This is a genomic window from Polaromonas sp. P1_F8 (assembly GCF_056405635.1).
Map to the genome: position 1 here is coordinate 69,727 of NZ_JBFUBS010000001.1, position 17,261 is coordinate 86,987.

Annotated in this window: 18 protein-coding genes and 1 other RNA gene; 15 read left to right on the top strand and 4 right to left on the bottom strand. The window is 62.3% G+C overall.

Features of this window, described 5'->3' with window-relative positions:
• The first annotated feature begins 83 nt into the window (after positions 1 to 83).
• Together AC1D1J_RS00360 and AC1D1J_RS00365 are read left to right on the top strand one after the other, a co-directional pair.
• Positions 84 to 776, top strand: a complete 693-nt coding sequence (locus AC1D1J_RS00360; protein WP_477670877.1) for a Crp/Fnr family transcriptional regulator — start codon at positions 84 to 86, stop codon at positions 774 to 776.
• A 303-nt stretch (positions 777 to 1,079) separates the two neighbouring features.
• Positions 1,080 to 1,508 (top strand): hypothetical protein, encoded by a 429-nt coding sequence (locus AC1D1J_RS00365; RefSeq protein WP_477693568.1) that lies wholly within the window; start codon positions 1,080 to 1,082, stop codon positions 1,506 to 1,508.
• Between the two features lie 69 nt (positions 1,509 to 1,577).
• Here AC1D1J_RS00365 and AC1D1J_RS00370 read toward each other — a convergent pair whose 3' ends face one another.
• Complete coding sequence (locus tag AC1D1J_RS00370; RefSeq protein ID WP_477686522.1) at positions 1,578 to 1,838, bottom strand: hypothetical protein; 261 nt, start codon at positions 1,836 to 1,838, stop codon at positions 1,578 to 1,580.
• Positions 1,839 to 2,024: 186 nt separating this feature from the next.
• On the opposite strand from AC1D1J_RS00370, the gene AC1D1J_RS00375 reads away from it, so the two are divergent.
• On the top strand, positions 2,025 to 2,513 hold the full coding sequence (locus AC1D1J_RS00375) for a low molecular weight protein-tyrosine-phosphatase (protein WP_477693569.1): 489 nt from the start codon (positions 2,025 to 2,027) through the stop codon (positions 2,511 to 2,513).
• Between the two features lie 34 nt (positions 2,514 to 2,547).
• Here AC1D1J_RS00375 and ffs read toward each other — a convergent pair.
• Positions 2,548 to 2,644, bottom strand: an RNA gene (gene ffs, locus AC1D1J_RS00380) — signal recognition particle sRNA small type.
• Positions 2,645 to 2,789: 145 nt separating this feature from the next.
• Between ffs and AC1D1J_RS00385 the strand changes: the two genes are divergently transcribed.
• From AC1D1J_RS00385 to AC1D1J_RS00425, 9 genes are all read left to right on the top strand, one after another.
• The gene (locus tag AC1D1J_RS00385; protein WP_477693570.1) at positions 2,790 to 4,808 is read left to right on the top strand and encodes a beta-propeller domain-containing protein; all 2,019 of its coding nucleotides are present in this window, start codon (positions 2,790 to 2,792) and stop codon (positions 4,806 to 4,808) included.
• Positions 4,809 to 4,866: 58 nt separating this feature from the next.
• Entirely contained in the window at positions 4,867 to 6,729 is a 1,863-nt protein-coding gene (dnaX, locus tag AC1D1J_RS00390) for a DNA polymerase III subunit gamma/tau (RefSeq protein ID WP_477693571.1), read from the top strand.
• Positions 6,730 to 6,823: 94 nt separating this feature from the next.
• Positions 6,824 to 7,156 carry a YbaB/EbfC family nucleoid-associated protein gene (locus AC1D1J_RS00395; protein ID WP_457278639.1) on the top strand — a complete coding sequence of 111 codons (333 nt, stop codon included), beginning with the start codon at positions 6,824 to 6,826 and terminating at the stop codon, positions 7,154 to 7,156.
• 221 nt (positions 7,157 to 7,377) lie between these two features.
• Positions 7,378 to 8,004 carry a recombination mediator RecR gene (recR, locus tag AC1D1J_RS00400; protein WP_457278638.1) on the top strand — a complete coding sequence of 209 codons (627 nt, stop codon included), beginning with the start codon at positions 7,378 to 7,380 and terminating at the stop codon, positions 8,002 to 8,004.
• A gap of 71 nt (positions 8,005 to 8,075) precedes the next feature.
• The gene (locus tag AC1D1J_RS00405; RefSeq protein ID WP_477667240.1) at positions 8,076 to 8,489 is read left to right on the top strand and encodes an MAPEG family protein; all 414 of its coding nucleotides are present in this window, start codon (positions 8,076 to 8,078) and stop codon (positions 8,487 to 8,489) included.
• Between the two features lie 134 nt (positions 8,490 to 8,623).
• A complete protein-coding gene (locus tag AC1D1J_RS00410; RefSeq protein WP_477686518.1) occupies positions 8,624 to 9,673 on the top strand; it encodes an ABC transporter substrate-binding protein in 1,050 nt (349 codons plus the stop codon).
• A gap of 184 nt (positions 9,674 to 9,857) precedes the next feature.
• Positions 9,858 to 10,685: an ABC transporter ATP-binding protein gene (locus AC1D1J_RS00415; RefSeq protein ID WP_477686517.1), complete on the top strand. Its 828-nt coding sequence runs from the start codon at positions 9,858 to 9,860 to the stop codon at positions 10,683 to 10,685.
• A 2-nt stretch (positions 10,686 to 10,687) separates the two neighbouring features.
• Positions 10,688 to 11,527: an ABC transporter permease gene (locus tag AC1D1J_RS00420; RefSeq protein WP_477686516.1), complete on the top strand. Its 840-nt coding sequence runs from the start codon at positions 10,688 to 10,690 to the stop codon at positions 11,525 to 11,527.
• Positions 11,528 to 11,659: 132 nt separating this feature from the next.
• Complete coding sequence (locus AC1D1J_RS00425; protein WP_348050368.1) at positions 11,660 to 11,812, top strand: DUF3096 domain-containing protein; 153 nt, start codon at positions 11,660 to 11,662, stop codon at positions 11,810 to 11,812.
• Between the two features lie 45 nt (positions 11,813 to 11,857).
• On the opposite strand, the gene AC1D1J_RS00430 is transcribed toward AC1D1J_RS00425, so the two are convergent.
• Both AC1D1J_RS00430 and gloB read right to left on the bottom strand, forming a co-directional pair.
• Positions 11,858 to 13,417, bottom strand: coding sequence for a transglycosylase SLT domain-containing protein (locus tag AC1D1J_RS00430; RefSeq protein ID WP_477686515.1), 1,560 nt, complete (start codon positions 13,415 to 13,417; stop codon positions 11,858 to 11,860).
• Positions 13,414 to 14,184, bottom strand: a complete 771-nt coding sequence (gloB, locus tag AC1D1J_RS00435) for a hydroxyacylglutathione hydrolase (protein WP_477693572.1) — start codon at positions 14,182 to 14,184, stop codon at positions 13,414 to 13,416. The genes AC1D1J_RS00430 and gloB overlap by 4 nt, the downstream gene beginning before the upstream one ends.
• A gap of 12 nt (positions 14,185 to 14,196) precedes the next feature.
• Between gloB and AC1D1J_RS00440 the strand changes: the two genes are divergently transcribed.
• The 3 genes from AC1D1J_RS00440 to AC1D1J_RS00450 all read left to right on the top strand — a co-directional run bounded on the left by AC1D1J_RS00440 (position 14,197) and on the right by AC1D1J_RS00450 (position 17,238).
• Positions 14,197 to 15,036 carry a class I SAM-dependent methyltransferase gene (locus AC1D1J_RS00440; protein ID WP_477693573.1) on the top strand — a complete coding sequence of 280 codons (840 nt, stop codon included), beginning with the start codon at positions 14,197 to 14,199 and terminating at the stop codon, positions 15,034 to 15,036.
• Positions 15,037 to 15,089: 53 nt separating this feature from the next.
• Complete coding sequence (rnhA, locus tag AC1D1J_RS00445; RefSeq protein WP_457278630.1) at positions 15,090 to 15,572, top strand: ribonuclease HI; 483 nt, start codon at positions 15,090 to 15,092, stop codon at positions 15,570 to 15,572.
• A gap of 271 nt (positions 15,573 to 15,843) precedes the next feature.
• The gene (locus tag AC1D1J_RS00450; RefSeq protein ID WP_477693574.1) at positions 15,844 to 17,238 is read left to right on the top strand and encodes an efflux RND transporter periplasmic adaptor subunit; all 1,395 of its coding nucleotides are present in this window, start codon (positions 15,844 to 15,846) and stop codon (positions 17,236 to 17,238) included.
• Positions 17,239 to 17,261: the final 23 nt, after the last annotated feature.

The following is a 17,261-nucleotide window of genomic DNA, read 5'->3' on the forward strand; positions in this document are numbered from 1 at the left end:
GCACCGAATTGAACTGACGACAGTAGCGCGGCCTTGTCCATGACCCGGCACTCCCCGGGGTCCGCCTACACCGGAGAGCCGCTTTGGCCCCTGTCGAAAACCACCTCATTGAGCTTCTCCCTCGCAAGGACCGCCTGCGCCTGCTCGCCGTCTGCGAGCCCGTCGAGCTGTCGCTGGCTGAAGTGCTGTGCGAACCCGGCAAACCCACACGTTACGTCTATTTCCCGGTCGAAAGCTTCATTTCCCTTGTGGCCCTGGTGGAAGGCAGCCCGGGGGTGGAGGTTGGCATGGTGGGGCGTGAAGGCATGCTGGGTGCGCAACTGGTGCTGGGCGTTGTCACCGCGCCGGTGCATGCGGTAGTGCAGGGCGCGGGGGCGTCCTGGCGGATCAGCACCGCCGTTTTCCGGCGCGAGCTGGCGCGCAGTGCTTCGTTGCAACGCGGCCTGAACCGCTACCTTTATGTCTTGATGGCGCAGCAGTCCGCATCAGCCGCCTGCCTTCGGTTTCACCTGACGAGCCAGCGCCTGGCCCGATGGCTGCTGATGAGTCAGGACCGCGCGCATTCCGACAATTTTCATGTGACGCACGAATTTCTGGCCTACATGCTGGGCATGCGCCGCGTCGGCATCACGTCGGCCGCCAGCGCGCTGCAGCGCGGTGGATTGATCGAATACCACCGTGGTGAATTGAAGGTTCTTGACCGCGGCGGCCTGGAAGCCGCGGCATGCAGCTGTTACGCGGCTGACCGGAAAACCTATACCCAATTGCTGCACTGAGGGGCGGCTTTGGGATGGCAGGGGTTCGCCTGTCAGGCAAAAGCATCGGTTTACCTGTTTCAGCTCAATGGCAGCCCGCGACTCTGCTTGAAAACCTTTTGCGGTTGATGTGCGTTACCGCACGGACAGATCACCTTGGGCCGCCTAAAAAGGAGCGTACGGCGATATTGCGAACCTTTGAAGACGCAGCGCCCAACCGCTGTTGCAGCGCCATGCAACTCCTTTAGCGAGGGTTCTGAAATGATCCGGCTTGCTTCCTCACCCCCTCCCAATATCAGGCTGCTGGCGCGCTCGGCGCTGACCATGCTGAGCTCTCCTGAACTCATGAAGGAGTCCCGATGCGAGCTGCCCGCCACCAGCGCCGCTGCGCTGGATGTTCTGCGCGACTGGGCCAAAGGAGACGGCGAGGGCGCTGACGACGCCCATCTCGCCTCGCTTCCCGAGCGGCAGCTCGAAGCGCTCACACCCGACCACCCGCTGGACATCGCGATCGCCGATTGGGACGCGCTGTTTGGCGCCGTCAAGGCTAGGCTCATGCTCAGCGTCGGTGAAAAACTCGCGGCCGCACCCAACTCGCAGGCCGGCGAAGCCGCGGAACTGGTCCAGTCCACCGTGCTGGAGTGTGTGGGCGCCTTGCACCAGCTTCACCTGGCACTGACGCAGGAGCGCGGGCAGCGCGCTCACCCGGCGGCCCCAGGCGCGCAGGCCACCCAGCCTATGACGCCGGGTTAACGCCGGGCTAACGCCGAGTTGGCGCCGGGCTAACTTCTCTGCCTGCCTTCTGGGATGTCCGTGAGGCCGTCAGGCTGGCTTTGACGCAACCGGCACGGGCTGAAAAGTCTCCAGGTGGGCGATGATCAGGTCGGTCACCTCCATCCCGCTCAGCGAACTCAACGCAAAAAACGCCACAGAGTCGGCATGGCCGGCCCGGGGATCGTAGTACTGTGAAGGCACCTGCCGCAAATAACGCGCACGCGGCCTGCTGCCCTGCACGTCATACACCAGGGCGTCGTCGGCAATTCCTACTTGCAGCCCGTGAAGCGGGCCTCCTATGCAGGTCATCAGCATTGCATGGTTGTCTCCGTCAATGGACTGTATACGGATGGGGTGGCTGTGGCTATGGGCCGTCTGGCCTAGTGGTGGCTTTGTCGGCTGGATGGGCGGTGGCAAACCTAAAATGGTTCTGGCAGCCCAAGGCCGCATGTTCTTTGGGCCTTCCATGGCGAATCCCGGCTCAACCTTCAACCCATGAAACCCTATTCCATCCTCTTTGTTTGCATGGGCAATATCTGCCGCAGCCCGACGGCCCACGGCGTGTTCCAACAAAAGGTCAAAGATCGCGGCTTGGCTCATCAAATCCAGGTCGACTCCGCCGGCACCCACAACTACCACCCCGGCAACCCGCCCGATGAGCGCTCGCAGGCGCATGCGTCCAGGCGAGGTTATGACCTCTCAGGTCTGAGAGCCCGGCAGATTTCGGATTCAGATTTTGAGCGCCACGACTTGATTCTGGCTATGGACTGGGACAACCTGGCCTTGATTCAGGAAGAGTGCCCAGCGGAACACCTAGGCAAGGTGCGCAGGCTCACGGAGTTTTGCTTGAAGCATGACAGCCCGGTGGTGCCTGATCCTTACTACGGTGGCAAGGACGGGTTTGAGCATGTGCTCGATCTGGTGGAGGATGCTTGTGAGGGGTTGATGCGGTATGTTGAAGGTCAGCTGAAGCTGGCACATTGACAGGCAGCGGCTGTGTGCGCTGCAATTTGAATAAGGTGACGAGCCTTGACCCCGGCACTGACTCCACAGTTAGGGCTGCTTGGTTCCCCACCTGACCCGGTTGGCCGCTTTACCATGCGGGAAGGCCCGTCACTTGGTATTTTATCCGAGGTGGGAGTTCACCCGGACGAATATCATCCAATAGCTGAAAAATAGTCCGGCCTTTCAGCCCGGATGCAGCATTTGGCGCGCCTGCAGAGCGCGCGTCGCACGCATAAAAGAAGAGGGAGAAAATTCATGTCCTGGTTTTTGAAGGCCCTGACGGGTGTGTCGGTATGCGTCGTTTTGAATGCTGCGCAAGCGCAGTTTGACGCCGAGGCTTTCAAGCCGGCGAAAACCCTGGCTGCTTTTACGGACGAGGCTGCGCTGCAGGCCTGGTTGGAGCCGTTTGTGGTGGAGCGCAAGCGGCAGGAAGAACAGCGGCGCAAGGAGCAAGAAGAATGGCGGCTGCGCCAGGACGAGGCCCGGAAGAAATGGGAGGCCGCGAACCCCGGCAAGACCTGGGTGCCGGCCCTCAGTGTTCCCCAGCCTGTCGCGATGCCCGCGCCGGCGGCCGCGCCCGCGTCCGCATCTCTTATCGGCGGCGCGGAGTCCATCACCAACAACCAGACGGCCGGCGTGGATGAAGGCGGCATCGTCAAAGTGCATGGCAAGCACCTCGTCATTCTGCGCAGGGGGCGGCTGTTCACGGTGGATGTAGACCGCTACCAGCTGCAGCCGGTGTCGTCTATCAACGCCTATGGGCCGGACGTCAATCCCTCGGGCGCCTGGTACGACGAAATGATGGTGGCGGGCAACACCGTAGCCGTGATTGGCTATAGCTATGAGCGCGGCGGTACCGAGCTCGGCTTGTTCAATATCGACGATGCGGGCAAGCTCAGCTACCGCGCCACCTGGCACCTGCGCTCCAGCGACTATTACTCTTCGCGCAACTACGCCAGCCGCCTGATCGGCAGCCAGCTCATCCTGTACACCCCCATTCCGCTCAACGCCTGGGGTGACGATCCGGCGGCACGCCTGCCCGCGCTGCGGCGCTGGCAGCCGGGCGCCGGGCCCGCCGACTTCAAGCGAATTGTTGACGCCACGCGCATCTACCGGACTGACGAGCCGCTGAACGCGCAAGAAGGCACGACCATGCACACCATCGTGCGGTGCGACCTGGCCCAGCCCGAACTGGATTGCCGGTCCAGCGCAGTGCTCGGGCCGGCGGGCCGGGTGTTTTATGTGTCGAGCCGGGCGGTGTATGTCTGGACCGTCAGTTACCAGCGCGACGCTGCCACCGGGAACTTTGCGTTGCGCTCAGCGATTTTTCGTTTACCACTCGATGGCGCGCCGCCCAGCATGCTCAAGACGCAAGGCAGCCCGATCGATCAGTTCTCCTTTCTTGAGGGCGACGATGGTTACCTGAACGTGCTGCTGCGTGGCAACGGCCAAGGTGACGGCATGTGGCGCGCTGAGGGAAGCGGCGGGAATTTGTCCTTGCTGCGTGTCGCGGTGCGCGATTTCGGAGATGGTCAAACCGCTGCCGCGGCGCAAGCCTATGCGAGCTTGCCCGCTCTTTCCCCCTCTGTGGGCAACGGCAGCTTGCAGAACCGTTTTGTTGGCCAGCGCCTGCTTTATGGCGCGGGTAGCGGCTGGGGCCGGCCTGCAGCGGGGACGGTGGGGGAATTGCAGGTGGTGCATTTTGCCGACCGTGCCAGGACCGAAACCCTGACGCTACCGCATGGCCTGGACCGGATTGAGGCGCTGGGCAACGATGCGATTGCCGTGGGCACAGATGGCAAGGACCTGTATTTTTCCAGCGTGCAGCTTGCGAGCACGGCACGCGTGGCCGGGCGCTACGTGCAGGCGCAGGCTGCGCAAGGCGAGACACGCAGCCATGGTTTTTTCTACAAACCCGACAGCGGTGACTCCGGGCTGGTTGGCCTGCCGGTCCGTGGTAGTGGGCAGGGCGGCTATCGCCAGCTGTGGGACGAGCCTGCCGGCATGCTCTATCTGCGCAACAGCCGCCTGAAGCTGGCCGGTGTCGGCAGCCTCGCGTCGCGCCGGGGTATAGGCAGGGACGACGGCTGTCGCGCCTCTTGCGTGGACTGGTATGGCAATGCTCGCCCTATTTTTCTGCGCAACCGGGTTTTTGCACTGCTGGGATACGAGCTGGTCGAGGGGCGCGTGTTGAAGGCGCCAGGCAAGCCCGAACGCCTGCTGGAGATGCGTCGCATCAGTTTTGCGCCTGGCTCGGCGGATTACCAGCCTTAGGAAACGGTTTACGGTCTAAACGGGGCTGTGGGCTTGGCCGCAACCGTAGAATCAGGGAATGTCCTACTTAGTTCTCGCCCGCAAATACCGCCCCAAAAATTTCTCTGAAATGGTGGGGCAGTCGCATGTGGTGCAGGCGCTGGGCAATGCGCTGGCCACCCAGCGTTTGCACCATGCTTACCTGTTCACCGGCACGCGGGGCGTAGGCAAGACAACCATTTCACGCATTCTGGCCAAGTCGCTCAACTGCCTGGGCCCGGACGGGCAGGGCGGCATCACGGCCACGCCGTGTGGCGTGTGCCAGGCCTGTACCGACATCGACAGCGGCCGCTTTGTGGATTACACGGAGCTGGACGCTGCGTCCAACCGCGGTGTCGATGAAATTGCCCAGCTGCTGGAGCAAGCTGTTTACAAACCTGTCGTCGGCCGTTTCAAGGTCTTCATGATCGACGAGGTGCACATGCTCACGAACACGGCGTTCAACGCCATGCTCAAGACGCTGGAAGAACCCCCCGAATACCTGAAGTTCGTGCTGGCCACGACTGACCCGCAAAAAGTGCCAGCCACCGTGCTGTCGCGTTGCCTGCAGTTCAACCTGCGGCCCATGGCGCCCGAGACGGTGCTGGAGCATTTGACGCAAGTGCTGGGCGTTGAAAACGTTCCGGCCGAGCAGCAGGCGTTGCGCCTGCTGGCGCGCGCGGCGCGCGGCTCCATGCGTGACGCCCTGTCGCTGACGGACCAGGCCATTGCCTTTGGCTCCGGCAAGCTCGAAGAAGCCAGTGTGCGCACCATGCTGGGCAGCGTGGACCGCAGCTATGTCTACCGCCTGCTGGACGCCCTGGCGCGCGGCGATGGAAAAACCGTGGTGGAAACCTCCGAAGCGTTGCGGCTGAACGGCTTGAGCGCGGCTTCCACCCTGGAAGAAATGACGACGGTGCTGCAACGCATGGCGGTGTTGCAGGCCGTACCCGAGATGGGGGCGGGCGACGACGGGGCCGACCCGGACATCGCGGAGACGGCGCGGCTGGCCCAGGCGCTGCCCGCTGATGAAACGCAGCTGCTTTACAGCCTGTGCCTGCATGGCCGCGGTGAACTGGGCCTGGCGCCCGACGAATACGCGGGCCTGACCATGGTGCTGCTGCGCCTGCTGGCTTTCAAACCCTCGGCTTCGGCTACCACCCATGCGGGGGGTGCCGCCGAGCCCGGAAAAAAGCCCCAGCCTGAGGTGGCGCGGGCCCATGCGCCCGTGGCTTTGCCTGAACGGCGTGCGGCGCCGGTGGCAGCAGCTGCACCTGCACCTGAACCCGTACATGAGCCCGTGCCGGCGGCACCGCGTGTTTCACAAGAACCACCCACCGCTCAAAATTTTGAGCAAAAACAGCCTGTAGCCCAGGCGGAACGGGCGCAAGCAGCTATCAATTCAGTAGCGGCTCCTGTGGTGATGCCGGAGCGCCCAGTGCCGCAGCAGCGCCCGCAGCAGGGCGCGCCAGCCGCTGCCGTTGCGCCTCTGGTGCCTGTTCCGCACGGCGAAGACTGGAGCCAGACTGTCAACCAGCTGGTGGCCGCCGAAGCCGTGGCGGCGCTGACGCGTGAGCTGGGCCTGCAGTCGGAGCTGCGCAGCCAGGCCGATGGGCTGTGGACGCTTCGGGTAGAACGCGAGTCGCTGAACCAGGCGGCAGCGCGTGAAAAGCTGCAAGCCGCACTGCAGGCGCATCTTGGCGATGCGGCCCTGCGGCTCGCGGTGGAAGTGGGGCCCGTCACCGACACCCCGGCCCGCCGCAATGCGGCAGCACAGGCCGAGCGGCAGCGCGCTGCCGAAGAAATGATCCAGAACGACCCGTTTGTGCAGGACATGATTCGCGACTGGGGCGCCAAAATTGTCCCCGGCAGCATCCGGCCGCTGGCCGCGAAGTCGATATGATCAAAGGCAGGTTTTAAAACCAATTTCTGCCCCCAATTTCGACGCAATTTCAGACGCAAAGCACACCTCGATTTCAAGTTTTAAAGGAACTACCATGTTTAACAAAGGACAACTCGCGGGCCTCATGAAGCAGGCGCAGGCGATGCAGGACAACCTCAAAAAAGCCCAGGAAGAACTGGCATTTGTGGAAGTTACCGCCGAGGCCGGCGCCGGCCTGGTGAAGGTCACCATGACCTGCAAGCACGATGTCAAACGCGTCGAGATCGACCCCAGTCTGCTGACCGACGACAAGGACATGCTGGAAGATCTGGTAGCCGCTGCGTTCAACGCCGCCGTGCGCAAGGCCGAAGAAGTGAGCAACGAGAAAATGGGCAAGCTCACGGCAGGAATGCCCGGCCTGCCCGGCGGCATGAAGCTCCCCTTCTAAAGCTGTGAGCCCCCACGGTCGCTCACTGCGTGTAGCTCCCGAGGCCTTGCAGGCCGCGGCTCGCGAGACGCTTCGCCTCTGTCGCCTGTCCAAAGCTGCTCAAGCAGCTTTGGAGCCGCAGGCTTCAGCCCCTCGGGGGCCGCTGCGCTTGCGGCCCGGCAAAGCCGGTTCCGCGGCCCCTGCTTGCGAAAGCGGGTACAACGCTCGGTCGCTGCTGCCACATGGCTGATTCGAATGCTCTCGAAGGCTTGACCCAGGCGCTGCGCAAGCTGCCGGGCGTGGGCGCCAAGTCGGCCGCGCGCATGGCGTTCCATCTGCTGCAGCACGACAAGCCCGGCGCGCTGCAGATTGCCCGTGCGCTGGAGCACGCCGTCAACAGCGTGCGGCATTGCACCCTGTGCAACACGCTGACCGAGCAGGAGGTTTGCACCACCTGCGCCAACCCGCAGCGTGACCGCAGCAAGCTGTGCGTGGTTGAAACACCGGCCGACCAGGCTGCCCTTGAGCGCACGCTGGCCTACAAGGGCCTTTATTTTGTGCTTATGGGCAAGCTCAGCCCGCTTGACGGCATAGGCCCCAACGACATCGGCTTGCAAAAACTGTTTGACCGCGTGGTGCCCAAGAACGAGCGCGGCGAGGCGTTGCCGCCTGCATCGCGCGAAGTGCAGGAAGTCATCCTGGCGACCAATTTCACGGCCGAAGGCGAAGCCACTGCGCACGTGATTGCACAGGCGCTGAAAAGCCGCGGCGTCCAGGTGACGCGCCTGGCGCGCGGAGTGCCGGTGGGAAGCGAACTTGAATACGTAGACTTGGGCACCATTGCCCACGCGTTGGTGGACCGCAGGTGAGGGCGGTGTTTTTAGTTTTATCTTGACAGCTTCATGCCCGCAGCGGGCGACCATAACGAAAGGAACCCACCATGACATTCGCACGCTTCACCATCGCCTATTGGTGTGTTCTGATTGCGGCCCTGTTGCCCATTGTGTGTGCTGCCATTGCCAAATACGGCACGATGAGCACCCCGCGTCGCGACGGCGGATACGACAACCACAACCCGCGAGGCTGGCTGGCGCAGCAAACCGATTGGCGTGCCCGGGCCAACGCCGCACAGGCCAACACATTCGAGGCGCTGCCCTTTTTCTTTGCAGCAGTCATCATTGCGCACATCCTGCAGGCGGGGCAGACGCGGCTGGACATCCTGGCGCTGCTCTTTGTCGTGCTGCGCATCGCCTACATCATGATGTACATCGCAGACCTCGCCAAAGCCCGCTCGGCCATCTGGGCGTGTGCACTTTTTATCAATATCGTCATTCTTTTTTCGGGCTTTCGTTGACACATGCGTCGGGAGGGTGAAAGTTACCTCTGGTAACGCGATCACCTTCGGTAAAAACCCGCACGGGATGACCCCGATGCGGGTTTTTTTATGCCTCGATAAGCTTGTGACATCAAAAAAAGAGAGAGGCTTGCATGAATCGCCAACCCCTGATTTCCCGCCGGGCTTTTGCCGGTGGCACCGCACTGGCAGCAGCAACGCTGGCATTGCCGGTGCTTCGCGCGCAGCCCAGGCTCGAGAAAACAAAAATTGCGCTGGCGGTCGGCGGCAAGGCGGCGTTCTATTACCTGCCTCTTACCATTTCAGAGCAATTGGGGTATTTCAAGGCCGAAGGCCTGGACATTGAAATCAGCGACTTTGCCGGTGGTGCACGCGCGCTGCAGGCTGTGGTGGGCGGCTCTGCCGACGTCTGCTCGGGTGCTTTCGAGCACACCATCAACCTCCAGTCCAAAAACCAGATGTTCCAGGCTTTTGTGCTGCAGGGCAGGGCGCCGCAAATTGCTTTTGGCGTCTCGACCAAAAACATGCCCAACTACAAAACGGTCGCAGACCTGAAGGGCAAAAGAATCGGTGTGTCTGCGCCGGGTTCATCCACCAACATGATGGCCAACCTGGTACTTTCGCGCGCAGGCCTCAAACCCGGCGACGTGAGTTTTATCGGAGTCGGCACTGCGGCGGGCGCACTGACCGCGATGCGTTCGGGGCAGATCGATGCCATGAGCAATACCGACCCGGTCATGACCATGCTCGAGCAAAAGGGCGAGGTAAAGATCATCAGCGATACGCGCACCCTCAAGGGCACGATCGAAGTTTTTGGCGGTTCCATGCCGGCGGCCTGCCTGTACGCACCGATAGAGTTCGTCCAGAAGAATCCCAACACTTGCCAGGCACTGGCCAATGCGATCGTGCACGGGCTCAAATGGCTGCAGACGGCAGGCCCCGGTGACATCATCAAGACGGTGCCCGAGAGCTACCTGCTGGGCGACCGGGCGCTGTACCTTGCGTCATTCAACAAGGTGCGTGAGTCGATTTCTCTCGACGGCATCATTCCTGATGACGGTGCGCGCACGGCGCTCAAGGCACTGGCAAGCTTTGACCCCAGCATCAAGACCGACAAGATCGACATCGCCAAGACCTATACCAACGAGTTCGCACGCAAGGCCAAGGACCGATTCAAGGCTTGAGGGCCCCCACGCTTTTCACTTCGTGTAATGCGCTGCCCCCCGAGGGGGCCGCTGCGCCTGCGGTCTGGCAAAGCCAGTCCCGCGGCCCCGGCTGGTGAAGACAGATGTCCGTCGCTCGTTCGGTGCTTTCTAATCTCTCCTCTTTGACCTGCCTCGTGCAAGCACCTTGCTGTAAGCTCCCGCCATGCCAGAACCCGACGACGCCTACGCCCTGGAGTTGATCAACATCAGCTGTACCTTTCGCTCGCGCGACGATGCGGGCCAGCGTTATACGGCGGTGAGCGACACCACCTTGCGCATACGGGCCGGTGAATTCGTTTCGGTTGTCGGGCCTACAGGTTGCGGTAAATCCACGTTGCTCAATATTGGCGCCGGTTTGCTGGAACCGTCTTCCGGCGAGGTTCGGGCGTTTGGCCAACCGCTGGGCGGCATCAACACCCGCGCCGGCTACATGTTCCAGACCGAAGCCTTGATGCCATGGCGCAGCGCCATCGACAACGTCATGATGGGCTTGCAGTACCGGGGTGTTCCGGATGCCGAAGCGCGCCGTCAGGCGCAAGCCTGGCTGGAGCGCGTGGGGCTGGGCGGGTTCGGCGACCGTTATCCGCACCAGCTCTCGGGCGGAATGCGCAAACGCACTGCATTGGCCCAGGTGCTGGCACTGGACCCGGACATCATCCTGATGGACGAGCCGTTCAGTGCGCTGGACATTCAGACACGCCAGCTCATGGAAAACGAAGTGCTGGACCTGTGGGCTGCCAAGAAAAAGGCGGTGCTGTTCATCACGCATGATCTGGACGAAGCCATTGCCATGAGCGACAGGGTGGTGGTGCTGTCGGCTGGCCCGGCTACGCACCCGATCGGAGAATTCACGATTGATCTGCCGCGTCCGCGTGATGTGGCCGAGGTGCGCAGCCAGCCGCGTTTTGTGGAGCTGCACAAACAGATCTGGGACGTGCTGCGCGATGAAGTGCTTAAAGGCTATGCACAGCAACTCAAGAAGGCAGCCTGATCATGTGGCGCCATCTCAAGCCCTCTGAAAGCAATCTCCGCGCATGGCAAGTCGGCTTGCTGGCGTTCATGCTGATCGGCTGGCACCTGGTTTCGCGCGACCAGCAGATTGCTTTTTTCCTGGGCGAGCCCATCAAGGTAGCTGGCAGGGTGTGGAGCTGGTTCATGCCTTTTGGTTTTGGTGAAAGCCGCATGTTCCCCGATGGCTTGCCGGGCAACGCCGACATCTACCTCCACCTGGGCACCACCTTGCTGGAAACCGTGCTGGCCTTCGGCATAGGCACCGTGCTTGGCCTGGCGTGCGGCCTGTGGCTTGCCCTGGCCCCTACAGCCAGCGCCATCCTGGATCCCTACATCAAGGCGGCCAATTCCATGCCCCGTGTGATCCTGGCGCCCATTTTTGCGCTGTGGTTCGGCCTTGGCATCTGGAGCAAGGTGGCGCTGGCGGTCACGCTGGTGTTTTTCATTGTGTTTTTCAATGTTTACCAGGGTGTGAAAGAGGTCAGCCCGGTGGTGCTGGCGAATGCCCGCATGCTGGGCGCCAACCAGCGCCAGCTGTTGCGCACGGTGTACCTGCCAAGCGCGACCAGCTGGGTGTTTTCCAGCCTGCATACCTCTGTGGGCCTGGCATTTGTCGGAGCAGTCGTGGGTGAATACCTGGGCTCTGCGCGGGGAGTGGGCTACCTGATTTTGCAGGCCGAAGGCACGTTTGATGTGAATACGGTGTTTGCCGGCATTGTGGTGCTGACGGCATTTGCCCTGGTGCTGGACGGCATCGTGGGCCGGCTCGAAAAACGGCTCATGAAATGGCAGCCGCGCACGGGTGAGACGGAAAAACTCTGACGTTTTCCCTGTACCGCAACTCTTCCTGTCGTCCTACAGCCTGCGGCCGGTCGGCTCCTTAAAGTCGTGGCTGCCTGCACCGCTTCTGCCATGCGCAGTAACGGTGAGCCGGCTTCACTCCAAGGACACACCATGAATCTTTCACTCAGCATCGGCCCCATCGTGTCGCTCATCGCGGGGATCCTTATCCTGCTGATACCGCGCCTGCTCAATTACATCGTGGCGATTTACCTGATCGTTATCGGCCTGATCGGGCTGTTCGGCAGCGGTTCGTTCAAGCTGTAGCAACAGTCCGCAGGTGGTGACTGCTGAAGCGCGTGCTCCGGAACGTCAACGTTTTTTGGACTTGACGACCGTCTTGGCATTGCTGCGTTTGGTCACTTTCGCGGAACTGCCGCGACTGCGGCTGGAGGCTGAGGCCTGGCTTTTGGAGGCGTGGCTTTTGACCGGAAGGAAAACCACCACCTGATGGCCCAGCTTGAACGCGCTGGAAGTGCTGACATTGTTCCATTCGGCAACGCTGGCAGCGCTCAGGCCGTAGCGCTTGGCAATGGTTGCAACCGACTCGCCCTTGCGGGCCTTGACGGTGGTGCGGCGCGTCACGACTTCAGGAGAGAAGGAGACCTGGGCGGTATCCGCAACGTGGCTGGTAACGTCGTTTTCCACCTTGGCGGAACGCGGCACCAGCAAGGTCGAACCGGCCTTGATGAGCATGCGCGGCGGTATGTTGTTAACGCTGCGCAGATCGGCCTCACTCATGCCGGTGCGGCGTGCTGCTTCGGCCGGGTTCATGGTGCTGGGGGCTGACCAGGCGGTCCAGCTGGCGTATTGCCCCTGGGTGTAGGCTTCGAAATTACGCTGAAACACCGTAGCGTTGTCCCAGGGAAGCAGTATCTGGGGCGTCCCCGCCGCAATGATGACGGGGCGGTGCGCTGAAGGGTTCAGTGCCTTGAAGTCTTCAATCTTGACGTCGGCAAGGCGTGCGGCCAGGGCCACATCAATGTCGCGTGTGATCAGCACCTGCTGGAAATAAGGGTGGTTTTCGATCAGCGGCAGTTCGGTGCGGAATGCCTGGGGATTGGCCACAATGTTTTTGACGGCCTGCAGCTTGGGCACGTAGAGCCGTGTTTCTGCCGGCATGTTCAGGTCGGTGTAGCTGGTGCCCAGTCCCGCTCTCTGGTTTTTGGCGATGGCGCGGCCCACACTGCCTTCCCCCCAGTTGTAGGCCGCCAGCGCCAGATGCCAGTCGCCAAACATGCCATGCAGCTTTTGCAGGTAGTCCAGCGCCGCGCGGGTGGAAGCCAGTACGTCACGCCGGTCGTCGCGAAAGGCGTTTTGCTTCAGGTCGAAATATTTGCCGGTGGCCGGCATGAACTGCCACATGCCGGCGGCTTTGGCGCTGGAAACGGCCTGCGGGTTAAAAGCGCTTTCGATGAACGGCAACAGGGCCAGTTCCGTCGGCATCTGGCGGCGCTCGAGTTCTTCAACGATATGAAAAAGGTATTTGCTGGAGCGCTCGGTCATGCGCAGGATGTAATCCGGCCGGCTGGCATACCACTGCTCGCGATCCGTCACCAGTTCGTTTTGCAGGTCAGGCATGGCGAAGCCGCGGCGAATACGGTCCCAAAGTTCCTTGGGAGGCTCCGTGGAGGCGATCTGGTAAGAGCCGATCTGACCTGGTGTGATGGCTTGAAGCGGGCCGCCCGGCACTTGCGGTTTGGCGGTAGGGCTTGTTCCTGTTGTGAGGACCGGGTCACCCGGCATGCCGGGCGGCTGTGTGGCGCAGCCCGCCAGCAGTGCTGCCACAAGCAGAAACGCCAGCGGAACAATACGGAAATTGACGAGTTTGGGAAGAAGAGCGGCTGCAGTGGTTCGGTCGTGTGGCGTCATTTGAATTGGTTTTTCCACTGCCGGATGGCGGCAAATACGGTGTTGTCGTCTCGGGCCGACGCATCAAAGTGCCGGGCAGCAGCCATGATAGTGGGTTGGCGGGTCCGCAAGAAGGGGTTGATCAGCAATTCCTGGGCCACAGAGGTCGGCAAGGTTGGCTTTCCCTGGGCGCGAAGTGCAACGCATTGCGCCTGATATGCCGCCAGGTCGGCATTTTCTGGCTCGACTGCCATGGCAAAGCGGAGATTGCTGAGTGTGTATTCATGGGTACAACAGACGACGGTGTTGCCAGGCAACGCAGCCAGCTTGTCGAGCGAGGCCAGCATTTGCGCCGGTGTACCCTCGAACAAACGTCCGCAGCCTCCCGAGAACAGTGTGTCGCCGCAAAACAGCAGCGGCCTGCCGTTCACCTCGGGCGTGTAGAAAGCAATGTGACCTGCGGTATGCCCGGGCACGTCGATCACCTGGAAATCCAGGCCGAGGGCCGTGAGGCTGTCACCTCCATTGAGATGTGTGTAAGGCTGCGGAATGCGTTCGGTGGCAGGGCCCCAGACTTGGGCGCCCGTCGCTTCGCGCAGGGCATCGACACCGCCCGTGTGGTCGGGATGGTGATGCGTGACTAGAATCGACTCCAGTTGCAATGCGTGCTGCTCCAGGGTGCGCTGCACCGGCCCGGCATCTCCCGGGTCCACGACCAGGGCACGCCTGCCGTCATGCAACAACCAGAGGTAGTTGTCGTCGAAGGCAGGAATGGGAATCAAATACATACAGTGGTCTCAATGAGCTCTGAAATTATAGGTTTGACGGACTGGCTGAAGACCCCTCCCGGTGGTTATCTTCTGGACTGGGAACGCACGCATTTTGACCAGGCCGTCAGCGACGTTTTTGGCTACCACGCACTGCAATTGGGCTTGCCGGAGCTCGACGCCCTGCAGGCCAATCGCATGCCGCACAAATGGCTGGCGCTGGATTCATTGCCGCCGCCGTCTGAACCCGGAAAGTCCCCGGCTACAGATACGAGCGGCCGCACAGCCGCAAGTTCCCGGCGCGCGGCGCTCCTGACCGAAGCGGGAGCGCTTCCGTTCCCGGAGAACAGCCTGGACCTGGTGGTATTGCCGCATACGCTGGAACTCAGCAGCGACCCGCATGCCAGCCTGCGCGAGGTGAGCCGGGTGCTTGTTCCGGAAGGTCGGGTGGTCATCAGCGGCTTCAACCCGACCAGCTTGTGGGGGCTGCGCCAGCGCCGCGGCCACATCTACCAGCGCTGGGGGTATGACAACCTGTTTCTTCCCAAAACAGGCGAGTTCATCGGTTACTGGCGCCTTCGCGACTGGCTGAGGCTGCTCGACTTTGAGGTAGAGTCGGGGCGCTTCGGCTGCTACCGGCCGGCGCTCACAAGTCAGGCCTGGCTGGACCGGTTCGAGTGGATGGATGCGGCGGGGGAACGCTGGTGGCCAATTTTTGGCGCTGTTTATTTCCTCGCAGCGGTCAAGCGTGTACGGGGAGTCCGCTTGCTTGAGCCGGCCTGGAAGGCGCGAAGGGCGCCGGCGACGGCACCCGCCGCGATAGCCAACAAGGAGCCGCTCACCCGCTCATCCCGCTCACAGCCGCCTGCCTGATTTTCTTTAACCACCGGCCGCTCTTTGGAGCTTCCCGGGAGCATTTGTAACGCATGACCGACACACCAACAGGCACAACGCCACAACCACAACACGTCGTGATCTATACCGACGGCGCATGCAAGGGAAACCCCGGCCCCGGAGGTTGGGGGGCGCTGCTGGCAATGGGCGGCACCGAAAAAGAGCTATTTGGCGGCGAACTTGGCACTACCAACAACCGCATGGAAATGACTGCCGTCATCGAAGCGCTGGCGGCGCTGAAGCGGCCCTGCAGCGTGACGCTTTATCTGGACAGCGAATACGTGCGCAAGGGCATTACCGAGTGGATTCACGGCTGGAAAGCCCGGGGCTGGCGTACGGCGGCCAAGGCGCCGGTCAAGAATGTGGATCTCTGGCAGCGCCTGGACGCCCTGGTCGTCTCCAGCGGCCACAAGATCGACTGGCGTTGGGTTAAAGGGCATGCCGGCGATCCGGGCAACGAGCGTGCCGATGCACTGGCCAACAAAGGCGTGGAACGCGCGCTTGGCCGCTTGTAACAAAGACCTGGCTGGGAGTTTGAAGCCGGGGCGGGAACATGTGCGCAAAAACACGCACCAAGCAGCCAAGGCCCACGTAAAAATTGCAAGCCCCGGGCGCACCATAAGCGTACATAGCATCTGTGCCGTTTTGGTCGCCCAGGGCGTTTGGTAAAGCCGTTGTAAAGCTACCGCGCTTACCCTGTGCAAAGGCCAGAAAAAGGCTGCGCGCGCCATGGTGTCCTGCTACATTGGAAGTTTGTATCTCTTTGTATAACAAGTTTTCCTCCCCATGGCATCAAAAGCAATTTACACAGCGGTCGCGATAGCGGGCATTGCGGTCGCCTCGGGTGCTGCCTGGTGGGTGCAAAAACCCAAGGCGCAGGGCGGTGCGGCCGAGTCTTCGCCGGTTGCCTCGACGGGCCAGGGCGCCGGCAATGGAACCAACGGCGCCGCCGCCGGAAAACCGGTGACCGTGGAAGCCGCGAAGGTGGAACTCGCCAGACTGTCGGATGACACCTCGGCCGTGGGCAGTTTGCGTTCGCGCCGCGGCGTGGTCTTGCGGCCCGAGGTGAGCGGGCGCATCACCCAGCTCAATTTCACCGATGGCCAGCGTGTGCGCAAAGGCCAGGTGCTGGTGCAGTTCGATGACCAGTTGCCGTTGGCGCAGGTGCAGCAAAGCCAGGCCGAACTGTCGATCGCGCGGGCCAACCAGAAGCGCAACCAGGAACTGGTGGCGCAAAACTTCATCAGCCAGCGCTCGCTCGATGAAAGCGCCGCCAACCTGCAGGTGGCCGAGGCCAAGCTGTCGCTGGCCAAGGCCACCGCAGCGCGGCTGAAGATTGTTGCGCCATTTGACGGCATCGCCGGCATCCGGCTCGTCAACGTGGGCGACTACCTGAAAGACGGCGCGGACATCGTCAACATCGAGGACATCGAGGCCATCTTTGTCGATTTCCGGCTGCCCGAACGCTTTCAGAGCAAGGTCAAGCGCGGCCAGACAGCTGTGCTCGACATCGACGCCTTGCCAGGGCGCAAGTACAACGCGCAAATCCAGGCCATAGATCCCCTGATCGACGCCAATGGCCGCTCCATTGGTATCCGGGGCTGCATCGACAACCGCCAGCTGCAGCTGCGGCCCGGCATGTTCGCCCGGGTCAACACGGTGTTCGGCGTGCGCGAGAACGCCCGCGTGGTGCCCGAGGAAGCCATTGTTCCGCAGGGCGGCCGGCAGTTCGTCATCAAGCTGCTGGAAGGCCCGAACGAACAGACCCGCACGACCAAGCGCGTGGAAGTCAAGGTCGGCCTGCGCAGCCCCGGCAAGGTCGAGATCCTCGAAGGCCTGGAGTCCGGCGACGTGGTGGTTGCGACCGGCCAGCAGCGCGTACAGCGTGATGGCACGGTGGTGTCCGTGGTGGACCTGGCCGCAAATGCTTCTGCCCGTGCGGGCAACGCAAAAGCACCTGCCGCTGCCGGTACTGCGCCCGCGGCAGCTGCCGCAACGGCCCCTGCGGCTGAGGCCGCGCCGGCCAAAGCTGTGGCCGCCGCCGTGTCGCAAGCACCACCGGCCGGCCCCAACCCCTGTGGCGTGGTGGTGTCGGAGGCCCCAGGCGCCCTTGTGCCGGTGCGTAGCGTCGCCCCAGCCGAGCGCCGCCCGGCCGGCCCGCCGGCCCGCGATCCCACTTGAGCGGCAGCCGCGCCATAGCCCCC

Bases quoted from the DNA above. Each gene is read 5' to 3' on its own strand.
- AC1D1J_RS00365 (WP_477693568.1), top strand. From the start codon at position 1,080: ATGCTGAGCTCTCCTGAACTCATGAAGGAGTCCCGATGCGAGCTGCCC.
- AC1D1J_RS00370 (WP_477686522.1), bottom strand. From the start codon at position 1,838: ATGACCTGCATAGGAGGCCCGCTTCACGGGCTGCAAGTAGGAATTGCC.
- AC1D1J_RS00375 (WP_477693569.1), top strand. From the start codon at position 2,025: ATGAAACCCTATTCCATCCTCTTTGTTTGCATGGGCAATATCTGCCGC.
- AC1D1J_RS00385 (WP_477693570.1), top strand. From the start codon at position 2,790: ATGTCCTGGTTTTTGAAGGCCCTGACGGGTGTGTCGGTATGCGTCGTT.
- dnaX (WP_477693571.1), top strand. From the start codon at position 4,867: ATGTCCTACTTAGTTCTCGCCCGCAAATACCGCCCCAAAAATTTCTCT.
- AC1D1J_RS00395 (WP_457278639.1), top strand. From the start codon at position 6,824: ATGTTTAACAAAGGACAACTCGCGGGCCTCATGAAGCAGGCGCAGGCG.
- recR (WP_457278638.1), top strand. From the start codon at position 7,378: ATGGCTGATTCGAATGCTCTCGAAGGCTTGACCCAGGCGCTGCGCAAG.
- AC1D1J_RS00405 (WP_477667240.1), top strand. From the start codon at position 8,076: ATGACATTCGCACGCTTCACCATCGCCTATTGGTGTGTTCTGATTGCG.
- AC1D1J_RS00410 (WP_477686518.1), top strand. From the start codon at position 8,624: ATGAATCGCCAACCCCTGATTTCCCGCCGGGCTTTTGCCGGTGGCACC.
- AC1D1J_RS00415 (WP_477686517.1), top strand. From the start codon at position 9,858: ATGCCAGAACCCGACGACGCCTACGCCCTGGAGTTGATCAACATCAGC.
- AC1D1J_RS00420 (WP_477686516.1), top strand. From the start codon at position 10,688: ATGTGGCGCCATCTCAAGCCCTCTGAAAGCAATCTCCGCGCATGGCAA.
- AC1D1J_RS00425 (WP_348050368.1), top strand. From the start codon at position 11,660: ATGAATCTTTCACTCAGCATCGGCCCCATCGTGTCGCTCATCGCGGGG.
- AC1D1J_RS00430 (WP_477686515.1), bottom strand. From the start codon at position 13,417: ATGACGCCACACGACCGAACCACTGCAGCCGCTCTTCTTCCCAAACTC.
- gloB (WP_477693572.1), bottom strand. From the start codon at position 14,184: ATGTATTTGATTCCCATTCCTGCCTTCGACGACAACTACCTCTGGTTG.
- AC1D1J_RS00440 (WP_477693573.1), top strand. From the start codon at position 14,197: ATGAGCTCTGAAATTATAGGTTTGACGGACTGGCTGAAGACCCCTCCC.
- rnhA (WP_457278630.1), top strand. From the start codon at position 15,090: ATGACCGACACACCAACAGGCACAACGCCACAACCACAACACGTCGTG.
- AC1D1J_RS00450 (WP_477693574.1), top strand. From the start codon at position 15,844: ATGGCATCAAAAGCAATTTACACAGCGGTCGCGATAGCGGGCATTGCG.